Source organism: Flavivirga aquatica (assembly GCF_001747085.1).
Classification (GTDB): domain Bacteria; phylum Bacteroidota; class Bacteroidia; order Flavobacteriales; family Flavobacteriaceae; genus Algibacter_C; species Algibacter_C aquatica.
Map to the genome: position 1 here is coordinate 14987 of NZ_MDJD01000028.1, position 25780 is coordinate 40766.

25 protein-coding genes are annotated in these 25780 nt (G+C 29.2%); 13 read left to right on the forward strand and 12 right to left on the reverse strand.

Going from position 1 to position 25780, the window contains the following annotated elements; genetic code table 11:
• The gene (locus A8C32_RS05245; protein WP_069829396.1) at positions 1-1047 is read left to right on the forward strand and encodes a YncE family protein; all 1047 of its coding nucleotides are present in this window, start codon (positions 1-3) and stop codon (positions 1045-1047) included.
• Between the two features lie 113 nt (positions 1048-1160).
• Here the strand turns inward: A8C32_RS05245 and A8C32_RS05250 are convergent, their stop codons facing one another.
• On the reverse strand, positions 1161-2618 hold the full coding sequence (locus tag A8C32_RS05250) for a GFO_1087 family putative carboxy terminal peptidase (protein ID WP_069829397.1): 1458 nt from the start codon (positions 2616-2618) through the stop codon (positions 1161-1163).
• 262 nt (positions 2619-2880) lie between these two features.
• Between A8C32_RS05250 and A8C32_RS05255 the strand changes: the two genes are divergently transcribed.
• The 4 genes from A8C32_RS05255 to A8C32_RS05270 are packed head-to-tail and all read left to right on the forward strand — an operon-like array spanning position 2881 to position 5012.
• A complete protein-coding gene (locus A8C32_RS05255) occupies positions 2881-3390 on the forward strand; it encodes an RNA polymerase sigma factor (RefSeq protein WP_069829398.1) in 510 nt (169 codons plus the stop codon).
• Positions 3377-3847 carry a PG0215 family putative anti-sigma factor gene (locus tag A8C32_RS05260; RefSeq protein ID WP_069829399.1) on the forward strand — a complete coding sequence of 157 codons (471 nt, stop codon included), beginning with the start codon at positions 3377-3379 and terminating at the stop codon, positions 3845-3847. The genes A8C32_RS05255 and A8C32_RS05260 overlap by 14 nt, the downstream gene beginning before the upstream one ends.
• A gap of 49 nt (positions 3848-3896) precedes the next feature.
• A complete protein-coding gene (locus A8C32_RS05265) occupies positions 3897-4457 on the forward strand; it encodes a DUF4252 domain-containing protein (RefSeq protein WP_069829585.1) in 561 nt (186 codons plus the stop codon).
• Between the two features lie 15 nt (positions 4458-4472).
• The gene (locus tag A8C32_RS05270; protein WP_069829400.1) at positions 4473-5012 is read left to right on the forward strand and encodes a GFO_1091 family lipoprotein; all 540 of its coding nucleotides are present in this window, start codon (positions 4473-4475) and stop codon (positions 5010-5012) included.
• Positions 5013-5604: 592 nt separating this feature from the next.
• Here the strand turns inward: A8C32_RS05270 and purB are convergent.
• The gene (gene purB, locus A8C32_RS05275) at positions 5605-6948 is read right to left on the reverse strand and encodes an adenylosuccinate lyase (protein ID WP_069829401.1); all 1344 of its coding nucleotides are present in this window, start codon (positions 6946-6948) and stop codon (positions 5605-5607) included.
• A gap of 97 nt (positions 6949-7045) precedes the next feature.
• The gene (locus A8C32_RS05280; RefSeq protein ID WP_069829402.1) at positions 7046-7621 is read right to left on the reverse strand and encodes an adenylosuccinate lyase; all 576 of its coding nucleotides are present in this window, start codon (positions 7619-7621) and stop codon (positions 7046-7048) included.
• A 37-nt stretch (positions 7622-7658) separates the two neighbouring features.
• Between A8C32_RS05280 and A8C32_RS05285 the strand changes: the two genes are divergently transcribed.
• The 3 genes from A8C32_RS05285 to A8C32_RS05295 all read left to right on the forward strand — a co-directional run bounded on the left by A8C32_RS05285 (position 7659) and on the right by A8C32_RS05295 (position 11435).
• Entirely contained in the window at positions 7659-8135 is a 477-nt protein-coding gene (locus A8C32_RS05285) for a heme-binding domain-containing protein (protein ID WP_069829403.1), read from the forward strand.
• Positions 8136-8218: 83 nt separating this feature from the next.
• Positions 8219-9451, forward strand: coding sequence for a glycosyltransferase (locus A8C32_RS05290; RefSeq protein ID WP_069829404.1), 1233 nt, complete (start codon positions 8219-8221; stop codon positions 9449-9451).
• A 139-nt stretch (positions 9452-9590) separates the two neighbouring features.
• The gene (locus A8C32_RS05295; RefSeq protein WP_069829405.1) at positions 9591-11435 is read left to right on the forward strand and encodes a hypothetical protein; all 1845 of its coding nucleotides are present in this window, start codon (positions 9591-9593) and stop codon (positions 11433-11435) included.
• 15 nt (positions 11436-11450) lie between these two features.
• Here the strand turns inward: A8C32_RS05295 and A8C32_RS05300 are convergent, their stop codons facing one another.
• On the reverse strand, positions 11451-11897 hold the full coding sequence (locus A8C32_RS05300) for a KTSC domain-containing protein (protein ID WP_069829406.1): 447 nt from the start codon (positions 11895-11897) through the stop codon (positions 11451-11453).
• Positions 11898-12026: 129 nt separating this feature from the next.
• Here A8C32_RS05300 and A8C32_RS05305 point away from each other — a divergent pair, with 129 nt between their 5' ends.
• A complete protein-coding gene (locus tag A8C32_RS05305) occupies positions 12027-12716 on the forward strand; it encodes a DUF547 domain-containing protein (RefSeq protein ID WP_083253261.1) in 690 nt (229 codons plus the stop codon).
• Between the two features lie 195 nt (positions 12717-12911).
• Here A8C32_RS05305 and A8C32_RS05310 read toward each other — a convergent pair whose 3' ends face one another.
• Together A8C32_RS05310 and A8C32_RS05315 are read right to left on the reverse strand one after the other, a co-directional pair.
• Positions 12912-14366: a hypothetical protein gene (locus A8C32_RS05310; protein WP_069829586.1), complete on the reverse strand. Its 1455-nt coding sequence runs from the start codon at positions 14364-14366 to the stop codon at positions 12912-12914.
• Positions 14367-14595: 229 nt separating this feature from the next.
• Positions 14596-15903 (reverse strand): phosphatidylserine decarboxylase, encoded by a 1308-nt coding sequence (locus A8C32_RS05315; protein WP_069829408.1) that lies wholly within the window; start codon positions 15901-15903, stop codon positions 14596-14598.
• Positions 15904-16242: 339 nt separating this feature from the next.
• On the opposite strand from A8C32_RS05315, the gene A8C32_RS05320 reads away from it, so the two are divergent.
• A complete protein-coding gene (locus A8C32_RS05320) occupies positions 16243-17169 on the forward strand; it encodes an expansin EXLX1 family cellulose-binding protein (protein WP_240491694.1) in 927 nt (308 codons plus the stop codon).
• Here the strand turns inward: A8C32_RS05320 and A8C32_RS05325 are convergent.
• Positions 17158-17841, reverse strand: coding sequence for an SIR2 family NAD-dependent protein deacylase (locus A8C32_RS05325; protein WP_069829410.1), 684 nt, complete (start codon positions 17839-17841; stop codon positions 17158-17160). The two genes, A8C32_RS05320 and A8C32_RS05325, sit on opposite strands and share 12 nt — an antisense overlap.
• Positions 17842-17992: 151 nt before the next feature.
• Here A8C32_RS05325 and A8C32_RS05330 point away from each other — a divergent pair, with 151 nt between their 5' ends.
• Complete coding sequence (locus tag A8C32_RS05330; protein WP_069829411.1) at positions 17993-18649, forward strand: TrmH family RNA methyltransferase; 657 nt, start codon at positions 17993-17995, stop codon at positions 18647-18649.
• A 125-nt stretch (positions 18650-18774) separates the two neighbouring features.
• Here A8C32_RS05330 and A8C32_RS05335 read toward each other — a convergent pair whose 3' ends face one another.
• Both A8C32_RS05335 and A8C32_RS05340 read right to left on the reverse strand, forming a co-directional pair.
• A complete protein-coding gene (locus A8C32_RS05335) occupies positions 18775-19191 on the reverse strand; it encodes a VapC50 family PIN domain-containing toxin (RefSeq protein WP_240491695.1) in 417 nt (138 codons plus the stop codon).
• Positions 19192-19326: 135 nt separating this feature from the next.
• The gene (locus tag A8C32_RS05340) at positions 19327-19782 is read right to left on the reverse strand and encodes a helix-turn-helix domain-containing protein (protein ID WP_069829412.1); all 456 of its coding nucleotides are present in this window, start codon (positions 19780-19782) and stop codon (positions 19327-19329) included.
• 610 nt (positions 19783-20392) lie between these two features.
• On the opposite strand from A8C32_RS05340, the gene A8C32_RS05345 reads away from it, so the two are divergent.
• Together A8C32_RS05345 and A8C32_RS05350 are read left to right on the forward strand one after the other, a co-directional pair.
• Complete coding sequence (locus A8C32_RS05345) at positions 20393-20872, forward strand: hypothetical protein (protein WP_069829413.1); 480 nt, start codon at positions 20393-20395, stop codon at positions 20870-20872.
• A 433-nt stretch (positions 20873-21305) separates the two neighbouring features.
• Positions 21306-21629 carry a hypothetical protein gene (locus tag A8C32_RS05350; protein ID WP_069829414.1) on the forward strand — a complete coding sequence of 108 codons (324 nt, stop codon included), beginning with the start codon at positions 21306-21308 and terminating at the stop codon, positions 21627-21629.
• Positions 21630-21831: 202 nt separating this feature from the next.
• On the opposite strand, the gene A8C32_RS05355 is transcribed toward A8C32_RS05350, so the two are convergent.
• From A8C32_RS05355 to A8C32_RS05365, 3 genes are all read right to left on the reverse strand, one after another.
• On the reverse strand, positions 21832-22608 hold the full coding sequence (locus A8C32_RS05355) for a carboxypeptidase-like regulatory domain-containing protein (protein ID WP_069829415.1): 777 nt from the start codon (positions 22606-22608) through the stop codon (positions 21832-21834).
• A gap of 109 nt (positions 22609-22717) precedes the next feature.
• Positions 22718-24556 carry a DEAD/DEAH box helicase gene (locus tag A8C32_RS05360; RefSeq protein WP_069829416.1) on the reverse strand — a complete coding sequence of 613 codons (1839 nt, stop codon included), beginning with the start codon at positions 24554-24556 and terminating at the stop codon, positions 22718-22720.
• A 315-nt stretch (positions 24557-24871) separates the two neighbouring features.
• On the reverse strand, positions 24872-25750 hold the full coding sequence (locus A8C32_RS05365) for a LysR family transcriptional regulator (protein ID WP_069829417.1): 879 nt from the start codon (positions 25748-25750) through the stop codon (positions 24872-24874).
• Between the last annotated feature and the right edge of the window lie 30 nt (positions 25751-25780).

The following is a 25780-nucleotide window of genomic DNA, read 5'->3' on the forward strand; positions in this document are numbered from 1 at the left end:
ATGAAAATTAATAAATTACTTACAGTATTATTCCTTATAAGTGTCTTTTTTATGTCATGTAGTAATGATGATGATGCTAGTACGCCTAGAGGAGATTATGAAAATGGAATTTTAATTAGTGGAGAAGGTAGTGGAAGTACTGCTTCTGTATCTTTTGTATCTCAAGATTTGTCTATAGTTGAAAATTTAATTTACAAAAAGGTAAATAATTCAGAATTAGGGACTTTTTTACAGTCTATGGCATTTGATGGTTCTAGAGCATTTATTGTAGTCGATAATGCTAATAGTATTTCGGTAGTAAATAGATATACTTTTGAAAATTTAAGTACTATAACTACAGGTTTGTTAACACCTAGATATATGACAATAGTTGGAAACAAGGGGTATGTTACAAATTGGGGATCTACAGCAGATGAAACAGACGATTTTATAGCAATCGTAGATTTATCGACTTATGCTGTTGAAAGAACCATACCTGTAGGTAATGGGCCAGAACGAATTGTTGAAAATAACGGGAAATTATATGTGTCTCATAAAGGTGCTTTTTCAACTAATAATATTATATCTGTAGTTGATTTAGTAGATGATAAAGTAGAAACGATTACTGTAGGATTTAAACCAGATGAAATATTTGTTAATAATCAAAATGAATTAGTTGTTCTGTGCGGAGGTAATGAAGCTTGGACAATGGACGAAACGATAGCATCGATTGTAAAAATTAATCTATCTACTAACTTAGAGACAGTTTCTTTACCTTTTGCTACAGGAGAACATCCAACTTTAATGGTATTAGATAATGATGTTTTGTATTATGAATTAAATGGAAAAGTATATGCAATTAATGAAAATGCGACTGCATTATCTTCGACTGCAATTGTTGAATCTCAAGGATTTTTATATGGCATGGAAGTGAAAAATGATAGAATCTATTTATTAGATGCTAATTTTTCAGATTTAAGTGAATTGAATGTTTATAATTTACAGACTAAAGAGAAAATAAAAATGGCATCTGTAGCTTTAGGAGCTTCAAAGATTTATTTTAATTAAAAATATAAGCCTTTTTGTTTTTTAAAAGAGAAAAAGGAATCATAATCTAAATTTTATTAGATTATGATTCCTTTTTTTTATATCCGTTTAGAAATAAATTTTCTATAATTAATTCAATGGTATTCGTTATCAATATACATCTCCTTATCAAATCTGTTTTTTAACGCTTTAATTTTTAATTTTTTAGATTGTCTTCCTTTTCTTGTAGGTGCTATTTTTGTAGTAATGCCTCTTATATCGTTCAAGGCCGCTTTAAGAACAACTTCATTTTCATCACCAAAAGGACGTATGTTATTCCAAAATTCGAATTCTCTAACTTCAATATCAGGATTAAAGCCTTGAGCATAATCACTCTCTCCATCTCTATTAAATATTTGAAATACTATAGGTTGCATAGCATTTAAGTGGCCAGAATTAGCAGAAGCTCTCTCTCGAAAATCTGAATCTGGTGAATCGTACAAAGTAATTGAACCAACATTTTTACCATATGTTGTAGTTCCTACTGTTTTAACAGGGATATATGGTCTAAGCCCATTTATAACCATTTCGCTAGCAGATGCCGTACTTCCCGATGTTAATACATATAATCGAGATATTGTATTTAATCTATTAATAGGCTCTTCTCCAGTTTTATCACCATTAGAGTCAAAAACATTTAAATTATTAGAGAAGTTATAAAAACCATCAGATTCTGTATGTTTAGAATTAAATTTTAAATCGGCAAACCTACCATCTGAAGCTCCAGCATAAATCATACTTGCTAAATAAGAAGATGTGGCAACAGATCCTCCTCCGTTTAGTCTTAAATCTAATATTAACTCACTTATGTTTTCATTTTTAAAAAAAGAAAAGGCTGCATTTAATTCATCATTATAAGAAGACCTAAAACCATTGTAGACTAAATACCCTACTTTCTTTCCATCAATAGTAAAGACTTTTGTTAAATAAACAGGATTTTCAGATAAAATAACTGGAGATATGGTTTTATCTTCTTTTGGAGTTAATATGCCTCCATTTTCAGTAACAAAAGATAAGGTCACAGATTCATTAGATAAATTACTTGCTGCATTATTATAGGTGCTAGATGTTAATATAACACCATTAATAGCATTTATAATGTCTCCTCTTTTAATATTGGCATTACTAGCAGGTGAATTATTTGCAACGTGTCTTACATATAGAATAACATCATCGGCATTATTTGTTTCTACAGCCTGTAATCTCATACCTAAAGATTTAGAAATACCTTGAAACTGTTGCTCTTGAACGATATAATCCTCTACAAACCATGAAAACCTATCAATAACATCTACTTGGTATATAAGACTATTAAAAAGGTCTTTTGGCTTTTCAAATTGGTTTAAATAGGAGTCGTATTCAGTGGAATTATCATCTTTTGTGTCGGATAAATCAGAAACTTCAGATTGCCAATTATACCAAGAATTCATACCTTTCCAAACAAAGTCGTTTATTTCTTTTGAAGAAATAGGAATATCGTCATTATCTTCAAAACAGCTTGTTGTAAGTATGGATAATATGAATAGTAATGTTAGGGCTTTAAACGTTTTCATATAAGGAGTTTATTATAAGTAATCTATTAAACTCTAAAATTACTTACATTATTTCATAATAAAAAAAATAAATTGATATCGGTTATTTTTAGTTACTTAATATGTAAGATTCGTATTATTTAATATGCTGGTAATGTTAGTAAAAGCAATATGTTTAGTAGAATTTTTAAATGAATTTAAATTTTAATGTAACAAACCAAAAGGTTGTTCGTCGTAATATCAAATAGCAATAACTAAGCTGTTTTTAACCAAACCAAACAAAATGACTCAAAGTGAGTTTTTAAATATTGTCATGCCTTTTAAGGATAAAGTATTTCGTTTGTCAAAACGATTATTAATTTCTAGAGAGGAAGCCGAAGATGCAACACAAGAAGTTTTGTTAAAGCTATGGAAAAACAAAAAGAAGATACAGGAGTATAAAAATATAGAGGCTTTTTCTATGACCATGGCAAAGAATTTTTGTTTTGATAAATTAAAGTCAAAGCAAGCACAAAATTTAAAGATTGTACATAGTAATTATGAAGATAATAATACATCTTTACAAAAGCAGGTTGAATTAAATGATAGTGTAGATTGGGTTGCGAAAATTATAGAAGAGCTACCAGAACAACAACGATTAATAATTCAATTACGAGATATAGAAGAGTACGATCTAGATGAGATAGCTAAAATGTTGGATATGAATAATACAGCAGTACGTGTAAACTTGTCTAGAGCAAGAAAAGCAATAAGAGAAAAGTTAACTAATACACATAATTATGGTATTAAATAATATAGAAAATTTATTAAAAAAATACGAGAAAGGAGAAACAACTCTAAAAGAAGAGCAGCAGTTAAAAAGCTATTTTTTAAGTAATAACGTAGCGCCACATTTAGAGATGTATAAGCCCATGTTTGCGTATTTTTTGGTAAACCAACAAGAGACATTCACTAAAGACGTTCCATTAAAAACTAAGAATATTTTTAATTATAAATGGATTTCTGTCGCAGCAGTAGCAATTATTACGTTGGGAATATATTTTGGACAACCAGTTAATGATGATGTAGGAACTATTAAAGATCCTCAGTTAGCTTTTAATGAGGTTTCGAAGTCATTAGAAATGATTTCTAAACGTTTTAATAAAGGTGTTTCAACCGTAAAGTATCTAGATGAGGTTAATAAAGGAACTTCAACATTAGGATATCTTAACGAAATAGAAAATGCAACAAGCATAATTTTTAAAAACTAGTAAAAAAAGAAAAATAATGAATATTATAAATAAATTAAAAACAGAAGCAATGAAAAATAAATTAGCACTATTTGTAATGGCTATTATGTTAGTCCCATTAACAGGAATGGCTCAAAAAAATATATTTGAAAAATATAATGATAATTCAGATGTTACTTATGTCTCTATTAAGCCTAAAATGTTTCAAATGATAGCAAAAATGGGTATTAATATAGAAGATGCTGAAGCAAAAGCTTATATGGATATGGTAAAAAGCATTACCAGCTTTAAAACTATTGTAACAGATAATAAAATAATATCTACAGATATAGCAAAATGGGTAAAATCGCGCTCAAGTGCTTTAGAAGAACTTATGGAAGTTAAAGATGATGGCACGGAGGTTAAGTTTTATGTTAAAGAAGGAAAAGATGAAGACCATGTTAAAGAACTTTTAATATTTGTAAACGGTATAGATAAGGTTATGAAAGAGAATATTGAAATTAATGGTAAGCAACGAAAAATAGAAACAGTAGTTGTTTCGCTTACTGGAGATATTAACTTAAATGAAATCTCTAAACTTACAGATAAGATGAATATTCCAGGAGGTAAACATTTAGAAAAAGGTAAATAAAAAAGAACATCAATCATGCAACGAACAATCAAATATATATTAATCTTATTTATCGCTGTTAGTTTTACATCGTGTACAGATGGAGCAAGCCTACAGAAATATTACGTAGATAACCAAGAAGCTAAAAATTTTATATCGCAAGATTTTCCGCTTACAATGATAGAAATAGATAAATCTAATTTTACAAAAGCACAGAATGACGCTTATAATTCGGTTAAAAAAATAAACTTTTTAGGCTATAAAGCAAATAAAACTGATAATGAGACATTAAAAACCGAATTAGCAAAAGTTGAAACTATTTTAAGTAATGGTAAGTATAATGATCTTATGGAATTTAACGATAAAGGAAATAAGGTAATTGTTAAATACCTTGGAGATGAAGAAATAGCAGACGAGGTTATTGTTTTTGGGAATTCTAAAGAATTAGGTTTTGGAATAGTAAGAGTATTAGGGGATGATATGAACCCAAGTAAAATGGTAACTCTAATAGAGGTTTTACAAAAATCGAATATTGATGAATCTAAAGTACAAGATATTATGAACTTTTTTAAGTGATAGTGTATTTCTGATAAAACATAAAAGCTTTCATGTTATGATATTTGGTAGCTTTTTTTATTTTGAACTCATCTTGATTTTTGTTTTTTTGGAAATAGAAAAAGTCAAGATGAGTTCTTTAAATAGTTTCGTTTTTATTTGTTTCTCTTGATTTAAATTTAGAATAAATTAGATTGATAATAATTGCTAAAAAAAGAGTAGTAAGAATAGTTAAAATAATGAAGTTGTCAAGAATTTCTAGTATTCCAAATATAAAAATGCCACATGTTAATAAACTCGCAAGTATTAAAGATTGTTTGTCACTTAGCATATGCAATATTGAATTAGCTACCTGTATGGTTCTTGCTGTAATACGTTTTAATTCTTTTTTTATTGTATATTATATAGCAAAAATATCAATAAAACGATATACAACGTATTTAATAGTTTAAATTAAGGTTAAAGCTGATGAATATTGTTTTTTTGTCAAAATTTTAACTAAAAAAAGAAACATGTAGAGTGAAGTCTATATGCTTTTTGAAATAAAATAGGCTAACACATTAAATGTGTGTTAGCCTATTTTATTTATTCAATAAGAATTTCAATATATTATTTAAATACCTGTATAATTACTTGGTGTTATTTGTTTAAGTTCTTCTTTAATAGTATTCGATACTTCTAAAGTATCAATGAAGTTAGAAATAGATTTTTGATTAATTTTAGAATTTGTTCTGGTTAACCCTTTTAATGCTTCGTATGGATTAGGGTAAGCTTCGCGACGTAAAATAGTTTGAATAGCTTCTGCAACTACTGCCCAATTATTTTCTAAGTCTTCGGCAAACTTACTTTCGTTTAATAATAGTTTGTCTAAACCTTTTAAAGTAGATTTAAAACCAATAAGCGTATGTCCAAAAGGTACACCAACATTACGTAATACAGTACTATCAGTTAAATCACGTTGTAATCTTGATATTGGCAGTTTAGCAGAAAGATGCTCGAAAATAGCATTTGCTATACCTAAATTACCTTCAGAATTTTCAAAATCTATAGGGTTTACTTTGTGTGGCATAGCGCTACTACCAACTTCACCAGCTTTAATTTTTTGTTTAAAATAATCCATAGATACGTAAGTCCAAACATCACGATCTAAATCAATAATAATAGTATTAATACGTTTTAAACCATCAAACAAAGCAGCCATATGGTCGTAATGCTCAATTTGCGTAGTTGGAAAAGAGTGTTGTAAACCTAATTTTTCCTGTACAAATTTGCTTCCAAAAGCTTTCCAGTCAATATTTGGATATGCTACATGGTGTGCATTAAAATTACCAGTAGCTCCACCAAATTTAGCAGCACTAGGAATATCATTTAATAAATTAAATTGTTCCTCTAAACGTTTAACAAAAACTTCAATTTCTTTTCCTAAACGAGTAGGAGAAGCAGGTTGACCATGCGTTCTTGCTAACATTGGGATGTCAGCCCAATCTTTAGATAAATCTTTAAGTTTGTTTAAAACAATTTGGTATTCGCCTACATAAACATTATTCATAGCTTCCTTAATACTTAAAGGGATAGCTGTATTGTTTATATCTTGAGAAGTTAATCCAAAATGAATGAACTCTTTATATTGAGATAAGTTTAAAGCATCAAATTTTTCTTTAATAAAATATTCAACCGCTTTAACATCGTGGTTTGTAATACTTTCAATTTTCTTTATAGCTAAAGCATCTTCAGCAGAAAAATCTTTATAAATAGCTCTTAAGCTATCAAAAATAGCATTATCAATAGTTTCAAGTTGAGGTAACGGAATTTCACAAAGTGCAATAAAGTATTCTATTTCTACTAAAACACGATATTTAATTAAAGCTTCCTCAGAAAAATAAGGTGCTAATTCGTTTACTTTACTTCTATATCTTCCATCTATTGGTGAGATGGCATTTAATGCTGATAATGACATATGTGAGTGATTTTTTTGAAGTTGCAAAGATAGGAAAGAAAGTTAAAAGTGCGAAGCCAGAAAGCAGAAGTATTTTTGTTTAAATCCCCTTAATTATCTAGTAACTAGTATTTTTTTTAATCTTTTTTAAAATATGACGGGCACGTGCTTTAAAAGCTGCGCTTTGCATTTGGAAATCGCGTTCTAAAATAAGTGTTAATTCAGGATAAATCCAATCATATTCTGTGCCTAATAAAAAAAGAGCAACCATACCATAAGCCTTAGGCGCTACTTTTTCATCATTAATAAGATAATCAAAACAAGTTTCTATTATGCGCTCTTTATGAGTTTTAGTTAATGCTTTTTGTATTTTATGATCTGTTTTAGAGAAATAAGCAGTAGTTATAAGTTCGCAAATTTTAGCAACAGGACGTACTGCAGAATCTAAGTGTACCTTGTGTAGGTTTTTAGTGAATATATCGAGGTGAGGAACTATTGTATTTATATTATTACTGCACATAAATTCAAATACCCAAGCAGCACGTGGCGATATTTTGTCATCAACCATAAATAGAATATCTAATAACTTAGGAACTAAATGCGGGTTATCTATCATTAAATTAGAATAATATAACCGTTTTTCACGAGAGTGATTTACGTAGCTTAATTCTTGATAGAGTTCAGGTGTAGTCAAAACGATTTTCTTATTTTTATACGATAAAAGTATTAAAATGTATATTATAAAAAAAGGACTTATTTTATTGTTAATCGCATTTATAATCGCTCAGTTTTTTGAACCAGAAAAAAATGAAGGAGATTTAGCTTCTATGGCATCTTTTATAGCCGAAACGACACCACCTGAAGATGTGAAAATCATTTTAAAAGCATCATGTTTCGACTGCCATTGTGATGTTACAAGATATCCTTGGTACAATAACATTACACCAGTAAACTATTGGTTAAATGGACATGTTAAAGAAGGTAAAGAACATTTTAATGTCTCAAATTGGGAAGGAAACTCTACTAAGCGAAAAGACCATAAATTTGAAGAGCTTATTGAAATGGTCGAGGATAAAGCAATGCCATTAAAGTCTTATACATGGACACATAATGAAGCAAAACTAACCGATGCCCAAATTAAAAGCGTTATCGATTGGGCAAAAATGGTACGATTAAAATATAGTTTGGAACAAGAACCAGAGTATTAGGTAGTAGCATTTAGCAGTTAGTTATTTCTAATATAGAGTATGGATTACATAATAATATTCAGTATTAAAACATTCGCGAATTCGTGGTAAAAAAAATATTAATAATAGGTTTTGTATGGCCAGAACCTAAAAGTTCTGCGGCAGGGAGTAGAATGATGCAACTCATTGAGTCATTTCAATCTCGAAGTTATCAAATAACCTTTGCCAGTCCATGTGCTAAAAGCGATAATGCTTTTAATTTAGAACATATTGGCATCACTCAAGTAGCTATAGAATTAAACCATTCTAGTTTTGATGATTTTGTAAAAACACTAAATCCAAATGTAGTGATGTTCGATCGTTTTATGATGGAAGAACAATTTGGCTGGCGTGTTGCCGAACATTGCCCTAACGCCATACGCATTATAGATACCGAAGATTTACATAGTTTACGAAAAGGCAGGCAGCAAGCTTTTAAAAATGGTAAAGCTTTTGATGCAACATATTTGTTTAACGATACTGCAAAACGAGAAATAGCAAGCATATACAGAAGTGATTTAAGTTTAATAATTTCTGAAGTTGAAATAGATATTTTAAAAAATCAATTTAAAGTAGATAAAGCTTTATGGCATTATGTACCTTTTATGTTAGATGAACTTTTAGAAAAAAACATTGAAGACACAACAACGTTTGAAAATCGAGAGCATTTTATAACTATTGGTAATTTTTTACATGAACCTAATTATAATGCAATATTGTATTTAAAAGAAATCATTTGGCCACTAATAAGAACACAACTACCAAAAGCCGAATTACACATTTATGGCGCCTATGCCTCTCAAAAAATAAACCAGTTGCATAATGAAAAACAAGGTTTTTTAATTAAGGGTTTTGCAGAAGATGTGCATGTTGTTATGCAGCAAGCTAAAGTATGTTTAGCGCCTATTAGGTTTGGAGCAGGTTTAAAAGGGAAATTGGTAGATGCCATGAAAAATGGAACACCGTGTGTTATGACAAAGGTTGCAGCAGAAGGCATGTTTGGAGTTCTAGATTCTAATGGTTTTGTAGAAGACAATCCAGAAACGTTTGCAGATAAAGCTGTAGAATTATATACAGATGAATCGATTTGGAGTGATAAGCAGCAAAACGGGTATGAAATAATAAATATGCGTTTTAATAAAGAAGAGCATCAACAAAATTTAATTTCCAGAATAGAACGTATTAAACAAGAACTTACAAAACATAGGCTTAATAATTTTACAGGACAAATGTTACAACATCACAGTTTACAAAGTACTAAGTTTATGAGTAAGTGGATTGAAGAGAAGAATAAATGATTGGTAGTTTTTTTTTTAAAGTAATTGAATATTAGTGTTTTTAATAATAGATTTGTAGGATTATTCTTTTAAATTTGTTATAATGTTTTATCTGTAAGTTATAATAGATAAATGAAACAATAATATTGAAATAAAACTTATGAAATTAGAGAAAATATTAGACAAACTTGGTTCAATAGAAAAGAATTCATTTATTAAAATAATTGATAATATTATATCTAAGAACTCAAAGAATAATAAGAAAATTGATGAAATTTTAAGCTCCTCTGATAAAGGTTTAAAGACTGTTGATAACCAAAATATATCAACGATTTTTACTCTAACTACAAACGAATTTCAAGAACATATAAAATGTGAATTTCAGGAAATTGCATCTCAATTAGATATTTTAATAGATATTATTATTAGAGATGGAAATTGTATAATGAAACAAGATTGGTTTTCTAGACTTTATGAAAAGGAAATTAAACATTTAAAAACCAGAATAAATGGACTTAAAGCTGATTTTGAAAATGACAAATCAGAATTAAGTATTGCTAGGAAAAGAGATTATAAAATTTATAAATCGTGTTTGTATACAGCATATCATAATGATATTGATAATAATAGAGATACAAAAATAACTTCGGACGAGCTATCAATAATTTTAACACTAGCAAAACAACTTGAACTTTCTCAAGAAGAAGTGAAGCTAATTAACTATTCTATTCTACCTATAAAAAAGATTGATATTCAAGAAGTCATAAAAGGTCTTAAAAATATAGGAGTTATTTTTTATTCTAATAAAGAGAATACTATTTACGTTGCAGACGAAATGGTAAGAATGTTAAGAGGAATTAGAGAAAAGGAAGTAGCTGAAAAATTTTATAGAAGAACTCTAAAACTTTTAAGAGAACCAATAATAAATCAAATAAGTAAGAAACATAATATTGATAGAAAATTATCTTATTCTCAAAAAATTGAAGAAATAATTAAAGAAGGTGTTTCTTTTAAAAATTTGCTTTTAGAAGATATTTATAAGCAAGGAAGTACATTAACAGAAAGGAAAAAAATTTTAAATGAGTTATGTGAAAAAGGATTAAGTATAGGTAATCTTAAAGGGAGTACTCTAGATGATAAAATTACTAGTCTAATTGAATATTTTGAAAATGTTGAGAAAGATGAGAAAATAGGAATTTCCTTAGATGGGTTTGATAAACTTTTATTAGAGTTAAATCAATCTTTACCAAAAGTAAATAAACAAATTAAAGATCAATTCGAGTTACAGAATGAATTTGTTCTTAAAGCAGATTTTTTACTTGATTACAATATTAAACCAAGAGATATTTTAGATTTAGTTATAAAAGATGATTTAACTAAATTTATAAAGGATAATGAAATTAAACAACGAGGAGATGATATTTTAAATATTCTTGAACATTATAAAGATGTTGATAATTTGTACTTAGAAAATTATGAAAATGTAGCTTATAGAAATCTGAATTTATTAAAAGAGAATGGTATTATAGTAAAAGAAAGTGAACTTGGAATAAAATTCGAAGATTTAACAAAAATTATCTTTAAAGGATTAGAGTTTAATGTTGATGATGTGTTAAAAACAGAATTAAACACGAAAAAGGATATGATTGATATTCTTTTAAATTTAGATAATAACGAGATTATAATTGTTGAGTGTAAAACGAGTAAAGAAAAAGGTTACAATAAATTTAGTTCGGTTTCGAGGCAATTAAAATCTTACCAGAATTTAGCTCTTAAAAATGACTTACGCATTGTGAAAATTTTACTTGTAGCACCAGAGTTTAGTGATGATTTTGTAACAGATTGTGAAATGGACACGGAAATGAATTTATCTTTGATAACTGCTTCTACGCTATTAAATATATCAGATGCGTTTAAAACATCAAAATACAAGAAATTTCCGCATGTCTTGTTTAGAGATATTGTAATTAATGAAGAACGTATTTTAAAGGCATTAAGTAAATAATAATAAATCTACAAACTAAGCCTTTACGTCACTCTTTTTAATTTTTCTATAAGTATAAGTATTAAAGATGTTTCGTTTAGCAAAACGAGTCAGTTTATCAGAACTAGAAAATTTAATATATAAAGCTTTGTTAACACCAAAGAATTCATAAGTATTACCATCTAAAAATGTTATTTCTAAAACTAAACCTTTATGTTGCCAATCCATAATAGGTGTAGTAATAGTCTGGTTGAATTCATCTAAGTTAGAAGCCTTGGTTTCTGGAGCTATACTAACTAAAAAATGATAAGCATCAATAATTTGTCGACTTTTTGTTTCAGCTTCAATAGCCATAGCATCACCCGCTTGAAACTTATCTGGATGCCATTCTTTTACTAAATTTCTATAGGTAGACTTTAAAGTTTTTAAACTCATGTCTTGTTCTATAGCAAATAATTTTTTGTATTCATTAATACGTTTCATAGCTGGGTTTTTCTAAATAAGGCGCGAAGGTAGGGTTTTAAATGGAAAGAATTTCAGGCTTGTCTTTATAAAAAAAAATATAATTTCGTCTAATACCAATATATAGGTTAAATAAAAATAAATATACAGATGAATTCACAGCAATTCAATATGCTTTCGGAACAACTTCTTCTAGCGGTAAAAAAAGGAGAGGACACAACAGCCTTAAGGTTACAATTAAAAAAAATAGATTTTAATGTATTAATGAGGTATTTAATAAACGACGATTATAAAAAAGCATTCTGGATTAATATTTATAATGCTTATTTTTTGATTTTGAGAAAAGAAAAACAAATTGAAAAACCTACAATTTATAAAAAGAAACTTTTTGAAATAGCAGAAAAACAATTTAGTTTAGATGATGTAGAACATGGTATTTTAAGACGAAATAAGTATAAATATTCGAGAGGCTGGATTACTAAATTATTTGGAACTAAGATTATTAAAAATACAATGGTAAAAAGTTTAGATTATCGTATCCATTTTGCTTTAAACTGCGGAGCCAAAAGCTGTCCTCCAATTGCATTTTACACGGTAGATAATATTAGTAACCAATTGGATATGGCAACACAATCTTTTTTAGAAGGAGAAAGTAATTTTGATGATGAAAAAAAGGAAGTAAAAACAACCGCATTATTTAATTGGTATCTTGCAGATTTTGGAGGAGATAAGGGAGTAAGAACGATTTTTAAAAACCAATTGAATAGAGATATATCAGGCTATACTATTAAATATAAAACATATTCTTGGGAAGAAAATTTAGATAATTTTATTTCTTGATAATAGGCGTATAAATATAGCTTACTAAGCAATAAATTTAAGACGATATTAATTTTACGTCCAAAGTTAAATTCAATTTACAAGAGTCTATTATTAATTCAATCATGCTAATAATTCTATTATGTGCTCGCAATTGGGATAAAAAAACTCTTGAACTTATCTAGATTCAAGAGCTTTTTATAGTTTTAGTCATGTTTAATTATTAGCCTTTTGGCGCATTATAAATTGTTGTATAATTTCATCAACATGTCTTTGTTTTATTTCTTTTTTATTTAAGCCATTTAAGCTATCTAAATAACCTGTAAATACATGACTAATGTTTAGAGGAGAAAGATTTCCATGAGATGAAGCATTGTGACAAGAAAAACAATTAACAAGATCGTTAACAGTTGTTGCATGTATAGAGGTAGGAGCAAAGCCCACTTGAACATAAGTTTCCATAGTAATGTTAGATGCAGCAACAGATCCCCTTGGTAATTGTTTAGGTTTTGAATTAGAAAGGTGACCACCTAAGGAGTCTAATAGTTCAGCCTGAGCTAGAGTACTTTCATAACCTTCTGTGTTTATCCAGATAGAACCGTTGTAGAAATAATTATTCCAAATTCCTTTTAATTGACTTTTAACACTTTTGTTTATTGTTCTTATATTATTAAAATTTTGAGAACCGTCTTGACTCGTTTCCATATAAACTTGTACATTAAAAGAACCTTCTATTTCTTTCTTTACCGGTACACCATATTTATAAACAGAAAAAACGTTTGTATAAATACCGTTTTGTGTTGTGATGTTTTTAACAGTTGAAGTAGTATTTTTATTAAAAAAAGGATAGTCTGTAGTGCTAGTAACAGGAGCATCGCTTGTTGGTGTAGCTTTACTCCAATCATATTTTGGCGCAAGTGTTTGGTGCTCAAAAGTAGCCCAAATAAACTCAGGATGATTTTCAACAATTCCAACAACATGCATTCCTAAAAGTGCCACTTTAGCTTTTACACCATTAATTTCACCATCAGTAATATAATAAGAACTAGAATCTGTTAAAGCATTGGCATTTATCCATGATGTTTTAACTTCTAATGCACCTACAGGAAATGTTATATCCTTTATTTTAGAAGGATCTTTTTTTGCTATTGGAGCATATTTAATCATAGTATCGTAGAAAAGAGTATCCACAAGTATAGAATAGTAAACAGTGGTAGATGGTGGATTGCCCGATGAATAATTTGGTGTTTTTAATATATCTATAGTAGAACTTGCTTGCGCTGTATCTGTTAAAATGATACCCTTGTTTTGTTCTAATTTTTTACCATGTGAAGACACTTGAATGAGATTATCTAGAAATAATGGACGATCGTTAACCTCATTTGTTAGGTAAAGGAATTTTTGCCAAGACCATTTGTGAAAGTCACAATTGTTTACACTATCGTTATTTGCAAATGCACTTGTAGGTCCTTCATTAGGTGCAGGCGTTTTACGAGTTCCATTTATTATAGTAAACCAATTGGCAGGTGCCACACATTCGGGGTCAGTATTATTAGAATACTCTGGAGCTTCAGCTTTTGCGGCATTTTTGTCCTGTAATTTTGAATCGTTTTTGCAAGCATATAATGATATTAATATACTTAAAAATAATAACGTTTTTGTTGATTTCATAAAAGGTTTATTAGGTTCGTTTTCATCAATATTCAAATTGAATACTATTCATATGTATAAAATTAGGAATTTAATTGAAGTGAAAATAGGGGAGAAATACTTGGCTTTTATATAGGTGTAATTACCTGATTTTTTGTAAAAAAAAAGTCTTTAAATGGTATAAAAAAATAATATACAATTAGATAAAATAAGCAGGTTTAAAAACCTGCTTATTTATATTTAATAGGTATTATTTATTCCAATATATAGCCGTTTGCCCATATTGAAAATGAATAGGAACACGACCTGGGTCTTCTTTAAAGAAGTATAAATCGCTCGGATCTTTTTCAAATAACATAATTATATCAGATCCGCCAAATTTAAACTTACCAAATTCCTGACCTTTAGGTACTATTTCTCCTTTAAGTTTGGTATACATATCTACACCAGATACTTGACACATTCCAATAGGAATTATAGCCACTTTACCAACTACAGGTCCAGCATCCATAATAACAACACCTCGAGCTTGTGTAAATTCATAACCGTCGGTAGCACTATCTGGAGCATCCCATTGTCCATCCTCTGTTAGATCAACAGATAAATATACTTTTCCAGGTACAGCGTCAATTTCTAAAACTTTTCCAGAAACAGGAGTATGGAATCGATGGTAATCAAAAGGACTTAAAAAATAATGAACAAAAGTTCCTCCATAAAAATCTTTGGCATAATTACTATCATTCAAAAGTTCATCAATAGTACCAATGGTATGCGTTTTTTTGAAGGTAATTTTAGTTTTTTCACCATCCTTATCTAATACATTTCCAGTTTTATCAATTGGATAAATGTCTTTAAAAGTACATTCTGCGGGAGAAACAATTGTTTTATTATTATTAGGCTCAGCAATTGGGCGTAAAGGACTTATTCCTGTTTCAGGATTGGCACCATTAAATTCTCTATAAAAGAAATTATTAAAAGTGTGCCATGTACTCTCATTATCAGAGTAAAGGTAATAATTATACATAGGGTCGTATTTAAACGATCGTAAACTTTCTTTTGTTAAAGAAGGTTTAGTATCTAAAAAATTGCCCCAAGCTATAGCAAAATCAACTAGCCACGTAGCAAAACTATCAAAACTTTGCATGCTAAGATTAGTACTTGGTATTTTTTGATCTACTAACCAATAAAACTGGCATAATAAATCGTATACTTTTTGGTTGTATCCATTTTGTTGACCATTACTTTTCCATGCATTAGGGTAATTAGTATCATTACTTTCATTAGGTATCATGCGAACATACAAATCTAAATAATCATAATATGCCTCAATCGTTACAGGCCATCCGTTCCCTTGAAATTCATTATTAATAGCATCATAAAGTTCTGAATTTAAGTTTTCTTTTGCTAATTTATTAGCAAGTTTTAAAGAAGCCAAAAGTGCAACGCTCATTTCAGAATTATTATTGAGGATAACTTTTAATTTCTCTACAACAGGATCATGTATGTGCGTGCTTGAATTTAATGTAGTAGTTTGTTCTAAAGTGATTGTGTCTTCCATTTTTTTAAATTTGGATCATTTCCTACTCTATCTGAAATTAGCTTTTCGGATTCCGCTATTTATAATCCAAAAAACTAATAGTATATAGTAGATTATTTTCTTTCTGGATATAATTTCAAATGTTGGCTAATATTTTTAATTAAAATAGGGGGGAGAACCTTGTTTTATAAAACAAGTAGAATCACTTAGTTTTATAGAGATTTAAAATGCTACATACTGTTTAATTTATTTTACATGTAGGAAAATACAATTTACTTATATGATTTTCGTTATGAAGTTCTAATAAATAGAATGACCTGAATTTAATTTAGGGAAAAGAACTTTTAATAAACGATATTCATGATAGATAAAGTAAATGTGATTCTTGTATTTTCTGTAATATTTTCTGGTCTTTATGCTCAGGAATGTAATGATGAAATTCACTTAGGAGAAGGCACTTTTTATGGAGGAGTTTCTGGTAGCTCTGGAGGTAATTGCGGATTACCAGTTGCTGCAGATGATTTTTTAAATTGTGCATTAAATACTTTTGATTACGATGGTAGCCAAGCATGTGGTGCTTGTATTGAAGTAACAAGCAGTATAAATAAATCTGTTATTTTAAAAGTAGTAGATCGTTGTCCAGAGTGTGATGAAGGCGATGTAGATATACATCAAGATGCTTTTAAATTAATAGAAGACCCTATTAAAGGACGAATTCCTATTTCGTGGAAATTTGTGCCTTGTCCTTTAAAGAATAATGATAAGTCTATTCTAATCAATTTTAAGAGTGGATCTTCTCAATATTGGACAGCCATTCAATTTAGAAATATAAAATACGCCATTAAAAAACTTGAATACAAACAAGCAAGTGGAAATTGGAAAACTATAGATAGGGTATTGTTTAATTTTTTTATAGAACCAAGTGGAATAGCATCGCCAATGAATCTTAGAGCAACTTCTGTTTTAGGAGAAGAATTAGTATTTACCAATGTTTCTATTAATTTAAATGAAGACATACAAACAAACCAGCAGTTTTCTAATAATTGTAAAACAGCTTTAGATATTAATAATTCTTTTGAAGCCAAAAAAAAAGCTGTTAACGTTGAAATTTTAGAAGATAAAATTTATATAAAATCCCCTTTTTCTAATTGGAAAATATATGGCATATATGGAACCCAAATGGCTTCAGGAAATAAGGAAGAAGATATTTCAATTCAGTTTTTACCAAAAGGCATTTATCTTTTGGTAATAGATGGTGTAAAGGCGGTTAAATTTTTAAAGAGTTAACTTAATTAATTCAATAACTTTCTTAACCCCAATTGTAGCTTTTTTAGGAACAACTGTTAAATTTTTGTTGCTGTCAATATTTGGATTAGGATCTATAAAATAGGTAGGTGTATTTTGTGGAACATAATTCATTAAACCAGCAGCAGGATACACTTGCATAGATGTACCAATAATCATTAAAATATTGGCTGTTTCACAAATATTAACTGCTTTTTCAATCATAGGGACATCTTCACCAAACCACACAATATGCGGGCGCAATTGATGTCCTTTTTTACAGGTATCTCCTAATATTAAATCGGTTTTCCATTCTTGTATATCATTTTCATATACTGTACTTCTTACTTTAAGGAGTTCGCCGTGTAAATGTGTTACGTTGTTACTTCCTGCACGTTCATGTAAATCATCTACATTTTGGGTAATTATAGAAACTTTAAAATTATTTTCTAGAGCAGCTAAATCATAATGAGCTTGATTTGGTTTTACCTCAATAAGTTGTCGCCTTCGTTGATTATAAAAGTTTAAAACTAGTTCTGGATTTTTAGTGTAACCTTCAGGTGTGGCTACCTCCATAACATCATGTCCTTCCCATAAACCATCTGCATCTCTAAAGGTTTTTATACCACTTTCGGCACTAATGCCTGCTCCAGTAAGTACAACAATATGTTTCATGAAATAAAGATAGTTTTTTTTCATTTCCGCGAAAGCGATAATCTTTTTATTTTAATTATAATGTTTTTCGTAAAACTCTATACATAAAGAACTCTTGGATATAGAAATCGTTATTAATATTTTATATGGTAAACTTTATTAATTTTGAATTATGATTGATTTAAAACTATTAGAACATTTAGAAACTTACCTTACAGAGAATCGCAAAAAGCGTTTTGATATGGTATTACCACAACGTACAAAACATTTTACAGTAGCTACCGAAGACGTTTATCAGCTTCATAATACCAGTGCCGTTATGAGAAGTTGTGATGTGTTTGGTATACAGGAAGTAAATATAGTTGAGGAACAAAATTCTAAAAGTATTGATAGAGAAATTGCTATGGGAGCTCAAAAATGGGTTGATTTAAACCGCTATAATACTATTAAAGAATGCATTAATGCGGTTAAGCAAAAAGGTTACCAAGTTATAGCCACAACGCCACATACAAACGATTGCGAATTACATGAGTTTGATGTGACTAAAAAATCTTGTTTTTTCTTTGGAAGAGAAACCGAAGGACTTTCTGAAACTGTTTTAAAAGAAGCAGATTGTTTTTTAAAAATCCCTATGGTTGGTTTTACAGAGAGTTTAAATATCTCGGTATCTGCTGCTATTATATTACAACATGTTACCACAAAACTTAAACAAACGACTATTGATTGGCAATTAACACCAGATGAAATACTTGAAAAACGTTTAGATTGGTGTAAAAAAACTATAAAAAGTTATGATGAGATTATAGAGCGGTTTCATGATAATTTGTGAGTATAGTATTAAGTTTTAACTTAATTGTACGTACAAAATAAATAGAGATCAAGAATAGCATTGTATCTAATAATATACCTTAAGGTGCAAATGAATGATAATAATGTTTCTTTAACGAACATTCCTTAAATTAATGAATGTATATAATTAGCTGAATTTGTCAATCCATTTTTTCTTAAATTATCTAAAACTTCAAACTCATCCAAATCGGGATTTCTTCTATTCAAAACCAATTTTCTAAACGCTTCTATTGCTTTTTCATGATTTAAGTCGATTATATCTGCTATAAAATCATCAGCAGATTTAGCAACTAAGCCAAATGAAGCCAAATATTCTGTTGGAAAATCTTTTAAGTTATTTGTTACAATAACATTAGCATTAGTTTTTATTGCAGCCGCAAGTACGTGTCGGTCTTTTTCATCAGGTAAGTTTAAGCCTTCAATTAAAGGCTCGTAATTAATAACGAGCGCATCTGGAAATGCTAAATTAGCGAAATTAGTTCTTTTTTCGATTTCTTCTCTAATTACACCTTTTCTTGTCATTACATCTTCCCATTCATAAAAAATATGACTACTCCATTTAGGGGTAAAAAGATCATAATGAGCAAACCAAAATAATAAATCTCTATTTCTATTGGATAAATAATGTTTGTATCAAGAACACAAGTAAATCGTACACTATGAATCATATAACCCTAATTCTTCATCCGATTTCATCATATCAATAAGAAATTGCTCCTGCTTCAATTTTATTTCTTTTTTATAATTCATAACATCTTCAAATTTAATACGACGATGTCGACCTACTAAAGTAAATGGAATAAGTCCATCCTCAAGTAATTTAACTAAATGTGGTCTTGAACAACCTAGCAACTCGGCAGCTGCCTGAGTAGTCATTTCTGTAGCGATGGGAACTACAGAAATAGGGGTTCCTTGACTTGTTGCTTTTAATATTTTTACTAATAATTTAAGAGCTTTTAATGGTATTTTTATTTTTTCAGCAGTTTCCTCTATTTCAATTTCTGGATTTTCCGAATGAAGCTTCTCCAGTGTTGCAGTTAAAGCATTATAAGATTCCATAGCTGCAATCTGCTCTTTTTTAGAGGGCTTTTTTATATCGTTATTAAATTCCATCTTGATTTAGTTTTATTAAAAAAACAGATATAAACGAAATAAACGAAACGTTATTGTAATAGATTGTTAATTTTTTCTTGTACCATATAAGCTAATGTCAATAATTAGGCATATCTAAACTCTTTTTATAATATGTTTAAAGGAAGTTAATTAAACTTCTGTGCTCTTCATAACATTAAAATTGCAAGCTGTCTTAATAAACCTTTTAGAGTAGTAGTTACATTGGTTAATAATTTCATCTAAATTGTTCTGCCAGAAATAAATTGGATGTAATTCCAGATTTCTTGGAATATTTAAGAAAAAGAAAAAGAGGAAGAGCTTGAGATAAATAAGAGTGCTGAATTACTGGGATGATTTACAAATTATGAAGAGTTTAAAGTGACTAATATTGAATATCCTGATAATGAATAACAAACTGAAAAAAAGACATTTATGCTAAATCCAAAAATTTACGCATATTAACAAAACCTGCTAAATATAAAATTTAACGTTTAAGAAAAAATAAAAGTAGAATATTTACTATTTAACTAAGTAATAAATCGAAGGATAGTAACTACCTTAGACCTCTTATACTAACGTTGTAGACAAATAACCCCATAATAATAAAATAATGAAAAAGATTAATTTAAAAACGACTCTAACAGTTTTTAGTTTAGGGCTTATATTTATATCATGCAAAGACAATTCAAATAGTAAATCAACGGACAGTTTAAAGCTGCCTACTAAAGAAAAAGTTGTTACTGAAATGGAAATAGAGAAACTAAAACTTCCTACTGTAAATATTCAAGAAAATGACAAATTGATTTCTCCAACAAAAATTGAGATAAATTCTCAAGGAGTATGGTTAGCTAGTGAAGGAACACTGGGTTTTGTTCAACTTATTGATGAAAAAGGTACTGAACTAGCAAGCGGTATTTTAACAACAAAAGAAAATTGGATGACAAAAGAACCTGTTATGTTTTCTACTGAATTAATATTTGATTCTAAAAACAATACAAAAGGAATGTTAATTATCAATAATGATCCTGGTTCAGGTGATGGAGAAGAGGTAGGAAAAAAGATAAGTTTTAAAATACCTGTAAGCTTTTAAGTTGTAAATTAAATAATAACTGACTATGTAACATAGTTAATGCGGACTTCTAAAACGGAATATCAAGGAGAAAATATCAATTTTGAATATTGTTGTGATAATCTTGATAAGCAGATAAGAGAATTTGTTTGAGAAAAAACCAAGACATTACTCGAAATGGCTTGGTCTGAAAATAAACGTTTGCTAAATATAAAATTAGGCATTTAAAAGTAAGATAAAGGTGAAATATTTATATTTTACTATGTAAAAATCGGAAGTAATTTAATGTAAACTCTAATCTTTAACTTATGTAAGCGATGTACCTTAACAGAACATATAATAAGTAGATAATATATCAAAGAAAAGGTAGTCGATTTTAATTATTATTTTACTTTTAATAAATGATTTAGCTTATTCTTAAAGTAAATCAACAAGCAAAATAGGAACAGGGAAAATGAAAGTTCTAAAATTAGATCTCAACAAAAAAGAATACGTTAATGACTCATTATCGTTATTATTAACAAGATTCTCACATAAACCATCACCCGAAATAGGACAGGCTGAAAGAGGTACAGCACACCTTTCTCTTTTTCAAGATAATAATTATTATGAAATAATGCTTTCTGAACACGGAATTTCAGGGATCCCTCGAACTAAAGATGGACTTTCTGAAATGGAACGTTACGATTCTATAATTTGGAAAGAATACATTATACAACTAAAAAAAATTAGCTACGACAAATCAATTGAAGTAACTCTTTCAAAAAAAGATAATTAAAATGAAAAATATATAACAGAAAATAAAAAATGTTAAAACGATCTTTTGTTTAAGACATTTATATTTTTTAGAACAAAAGGTTATCTACAAACAATAAAATACTCCCAATATCCATAAACTCTAAAACATAAAAAAGAGGAATCAATTGATTCCTCTTTTTTATAATATATTAAACGAAGTAATTAGCAATTAAACCAAACCTCTATAATCTTTTTTTTCTACCTCTACTAAGTACCTTATATTCTTCATAACACTCACTAATAGCATCTAGTATTTGAAGATCATTTGCCGTCTTAATAAATCCTTTAGAGTAATTACACTGGTTAACAATTTCATCTAAATCTACACGATCTACCTGAAGTAAAACAGTAAGCATTTCCCTATCAAAACGAGAAGCTAATAAGTTTCTAATTTCATCATCCTTTTTCATTTGTTTTAACTTACGCATTTCATTTGGTTTTTTACCAAACATACGGTGTAAAAAGTCTGCAGGGTTAAAAATGGAACCTATAACCTTGGTTAAACCAGATTTCTTACCCGCTTCGTAACCTGTGCCTTGCAAACCAGAAATACTATACCTATAGTTATTGTTTATCTCTGGTACTTGTTTAATATCTACCTCTAAGAAGCCTGTTAGTTTTAATTGATTAACAACAACTTCTTCAAGAGCTAAAGCTAATTCAGTCAATTCAATTTTAGAACCACCGAATTTTAACCAGTCATTAGTAACTCTAACCTTAATAGATTTAAAACCTAAATAAGAAAAGTGAAGCGTATCATTAACCTTAGCAGAAATTTTAAACGCTCCTTTTTTATTAGTAGTTGTACCAATAACTTGATTTAGGTTAACAATATTTACACTTTCAAGAACAGAATTATCAGAAGAATTAATTACAACACCAGATACCTTATCAGCCTCTTGAGCCACAGAAAAAGCAGAAGCAAAAAGTAAAGTAAAGAGTAGTAGGTAATTCTTCATATTATAATGTTAGTTAAAACTAATTTTAGTTATAAAAGTACTAAAGAAAATAGAAATAATGGGGCTTCTATTTTCTTTTTGACTTAAAATTAACAAAAAGACTTAAATCTTAGCGTCTTGATCGGCGAGGTCTTGAAGCTACAGATCCAGAATCCGATCGTTGAGATCTATCCGAATTTGAATCACTTCCAGAACGTCTTGATTTAGAGTACGAATCTCCGCCGCCACGTCTTTCACTTCTGTTTCCAGAACCACCTTTTCTATCATCACGTTTTCCACTACTGCGTCTACCATCTCTTCGTCCTCCACCACCGCGTCTATCATTACGTTTTCTACCACCTCCACGGTTTTCAGAAACTTCAACATTTACAAAACGACCTTCATGTTTAAAGTCGGTAAAGAAAGCTAATACTTTCTCTTTTGTTTCGTTTTCAGTATTAAAAAATGAAAAACTATCTTTCACTTCAACTTTAAAAACATCATCTCTACCAAGTTCAAGAGATTCTTTTAAGAAATCTTTAAGTTTCATCCAGTCAAATCCATCCTTACTACCTACGTTAATAAAGTAGCGAGTAGAATTATTATTAAAACTACGGGAACTCTCTTCTCGACCTTTAGAACTTTCATAAACATTTAAGTTCTTAGATTTTTGATAATAGTTATAGAAACGTGTAAATTCAACAGAGAAGAATTTTTTAATTAATTCATCCTTACTAGTATCTTCAAACAACTCATTAATACTTGTTAGGTATTTATCAATTTCATGATTAACCTCAGTATTATGAATTTTATTAGCAAGCGACATTAATTGCACTTCACAAATTTCCATTCCATCAGGAATTTCTTTTTTCTCGAATTGCTTTTTAATAATACGCTCAATGCTTTTTATTTTTCGCACCTCACTTTTAGAAACAATTACCATAGAAACACCTGTTTTACCAGCACGTCCAGTTCTACCAGAACGGTGGTTATACGTTTCAATTTCGTCAGGCAATTGGTAATTTATAACATGAGTAATATCGTCAACATCAATACCACGAGCCGCAACATCTGTAGCAACAAGCATTTGTATTTGTTTATTTCTAAACGATTTCATTACCAAATCACGTTGATTCTGGCTTAAGTCACCATGCAAAGCACCAGCGCTATAACCATCTTCAATAAGTTGTTCAGCAACCTTTTGTGTATCACGTTTTGTTCTACAAAAAATCACAGAAAAAATATCAGGATTCGCATCAGCCAAACGTTTTAAAGCCTGGTAACGATCTCTAGAGTTAACTAAGTAATACTCATGAGATACATTTTTACTACCTTCATTTTTATGTCCCACAGTAATTTCTTGTGGGTTATGCATATAATTTTTGGCAATTGCAGCAACCTCACGAGGCATAGTTGCAGAAAATAACCAAGTATTTTTCTCTTCAGGAGTATGCGATAAAATATCAGAAATATCCTCTTTAAACCCCATGTTTAGCATCTCATCGGCCTCATCTAAAACAGCATATTGAATTTTAGAGATATCAACCATACGTCTGCTAATCATATCTTTCATACGTCCAGGTGTAGCTACAACAATTTGTGCCCCACGCTTTACGTCTCTAGCTTGGTCCGAAATACTAGACCCACCATAAATAGCAACAACATTTAAACCTTTACAATACTTACCATACTGTTTCATTTCGTTTGTAATTTGCAAACAAAGCTCTCGAGTAGGCGATAAAATAAGACCTTGAGTTGTTCTACTGTTTATGTCAATTTTCTCTAACATAGGAAAACCAAACGCAGCTGTTTTACCAGTTCCCGTTTGTGCTAAAGCAACTAAATCGGTTTCAGACTCTAATAAAATAGGGATAGCCTTTTCTTGTACCTCACTTGGTTTAATAAATCCTAAATCTGTAATTGCTTGTAATAGGTCATCATTAAGACCTAATTCTTGGAATGTGCTCATTCTTGTATAAGTATTCGATTATATTACGTAGTGTTACATAAAGAAGCGAATCGACATACTTAACCTTAAACTTCTAGTAACACATCCTCACTCTGAGGAATTTAAACTCATTTTTTACGAGTTTCAAGCGGCAAAGATAAGCTTTTATTTTTTACCCTAGTAAAAGAGTTATTTTTTAATTATTTGGGCGTTTTAGCACGCTTTACGTTATATCTTTTTTTCGTACCTCAAAAAAGGATGCCACTTCAATCGTTAACGCAATTATCCGCAAACATCTTTAATGATTATAACATCAATCTTATCCTTATGTTTTAATCAAATCAATTTTACAACTTTATTTAATATTGGGTTGCGGTTATCTTTATGCCATATTAAAGACAAAGTTGTTTTTTGCGAAATTTTATTTAACTCAATAAATTTTATTTTGCTATTACTCGTTATAAGCAACGATTTTGGCACAATAGAAATACCCAATTTGTTTTCAATTAATTTGTAAATAGAACTCGCATGAATTGTATTATGAGAAACAATAGGAGTAAAATGATTATCATCAAATATTTGCATCACTTTTTCAAAATAAGACGCACTATATTTAGGATCAAATAAAATAAAAGACGCATCCTTAAACTGTTTTAAGCTTTTAAAATTACTTTCATTTATAGGATGGTCGTAAGGAAGAACCAAACAAAAAGATTCCTTTAAAACAGGTTTAATATTTAAAGACCTAGGTACTCTATTTAATCTAACAAAACCCAAGTCAATATTATTAGAAATTAAACTGTCAATTTGTTTCTGGTTATCCATTTCCTTTAAACTAAAATGGATGTTAGGTGTTTCCTTGTTTAGCTTAATAAGTAAGTCAGGAATTATTTTTTGCATAGCAGAACCAACATATCCAAATTTTAAAAGTCCCTCAACACCATCATTTAAAAGTTTTGCATGATTAAAAATAGTTCTCAAATCCTTTAAATTTCTTGCAAGTTCTTTTTTAAGATAAATACCAGCCTGAGTAAGTACTACTTTACGATTATGTCTTACAAAAAGCTTAAGACCTAATTCTTCCTCCATCTGTTTTATTTGTCTACTTAAACCAGGTTGCGATATAAACAAGCGTTCAGCTGCTTTTCTAAAGTGCAAATCCTTAGCAACAACTAAAAAATTTTTAATATGCCTTAATTCTATTTGATTACCCATAGTTATCAATTTGTGTAAAAAATGGTCTTA

Coding starts and splice junctions, on each gene's coding strand:
- A8C32_RS05245 (WP_069829396.1), top strand. CDS start 1: ATGAAAATTAATAAATTACTTACAGTATTATTCCTTATAAGTGTCTTT.
- A8C32_RS05250 (WP_069829397.1), bottom strand. CDS start 2,618: ATGAAAACGTTTAAAGCCCTAACATTACTATTCATATTATCCATACTT.
- A8C32_RS05255 (WP_069829398.1), top strand. CDS start 2,881: ATGACTCAAAGTGAGTTTTTAAATATTGTCATGCCTTTTAAGGATAAA.
- A8C32_RS05260 (WP_069829399.1), top strand. CDS start 3,377: ATGGTATTAAATAATATAGAAAATTTATTAAAAAAATACGAGAAAGGA.
- A8C32_RS05265 (WP_069829585.1), top strand. CDS start 3,897: ATGAAAAATAAATTAGCACTATTTGTAATGGCTATTATGTTAGTCCCA.
- A8C32_RS05270 (WP_069829400.1), top strand. CDS start 4,473: ATGCAACGAACAATCAAATATATATTAATCTTATTTATCGCTGTTAGT.
- purB (WP_069829401.1), bottom strand. CDS start 6,948: ATGTCATTATCAGCATTAAATGCCATCTCACCAATAGATGGAAGATAT.
- A8C32_RS05285 (WP_069829403.1), top strand. CDS start 7,659: ATGTATATTATAAAAAAAGGACTTATTTTATTGTTAATCGCATTTATA.
- A8C32_RS05295 (WP_069829405.1), top strand. CDS start 9,591: ATGAAATTAGAGAAAATATTAGACAAACTTGGTTCAATAGAAAAGAAT.
- A8C32_RS05300 (WP_069829406.1), bottom strand. CDS start 11,897: ATGAAACGTATTAATGAATACAAAAAATTATTTGCTATAGAACAAGAC.
- A8C32_RS05305 (WP_083253261.1), top strand. CDS start 12,027: ATGAATTCACAGCAATTCAATATGCTTTCGGAACAACTTCTTCTAGCG.
- A8C32_RS05310 (WP_069829586.1), bottom strand. CDS start 14,366: ATGAAATCAACAAAAACGTTATTATTTTTAAGTATATTAATATCATTA.
- A8C32_RS05315 (WP_069829408.1), bottom strand. CDS start 15,903: ATGGAAGACACAATCACTTTAGAACAAACTACTACATTAAATTCAAGC.
- A8C32_RS05320 (WP_240491694.1), top strand. CDS start 16,243: ATGATAGATAAAGTAAATGTGATTCTTGTATTTTCTGTAATATTTTCT.
- A8C32_RS05325 (WP_069829410.1), bottom strand. CDS start 17,841: ATGAAACATATTGTTGTACTTACTGGAGCAGGCATTAGTGCCGAAAGT.
- A8C32_RS05330 (WP_069829411.1), top strand. CDS start 17,993: ATGATTGATTTAAAACTATTAGAACATTTAGAAACTTACCTTACAGAG.
- A8C32_RS05335 (WP_240491695.1), bottom strand. CDS start 19,191: ATGACAAGAAAAGGTGTAATTAGAGAAGAAATCGAAAAAAGAACTAAT.
- A8C32_RS05340 (WP_069829412.1), bottom strand. CDS start 19,782: ATGGAATTTAATAACGATATAAAAAAGCCCTCTAAAAAAGAGCAGATT.
- A8C32_RS05345 (WP_069829413.1), top strand. CDS start 20,393: ATGAAAAAGATTAATTTAAAAACGACTCTAACAGTTTTTAGTTTAGGG.
- A8C32_RS05350 (WP_069829414.1), top strand. CDS start 21,306: ATGAAAGTTCTAAAATTAGATCTCAACAAAAAAGAATACGTTAATGAC.
- A8C32_RS05355 (WP_069829415.1), bottom strand. CDS start 22,608: ATGAAGAATTACCTACTACTCTTTACTTTACTTTTTGCTTCTGCTTTT.
- A8C32_RS05360 (WP_069829416.1), bottom strand. CDS start 24,556: ATGAGCACATTCCAAGAATTAGGTCTTAATGATGACCTATTACAAGCA.
- A8C32_RS05365 (WP_069829417.1), bottom strand. CDS start 25,750: ATGGGTAATCAAATAGAATTAAGGCATATTAAAAATTTTTTAGTTGTT.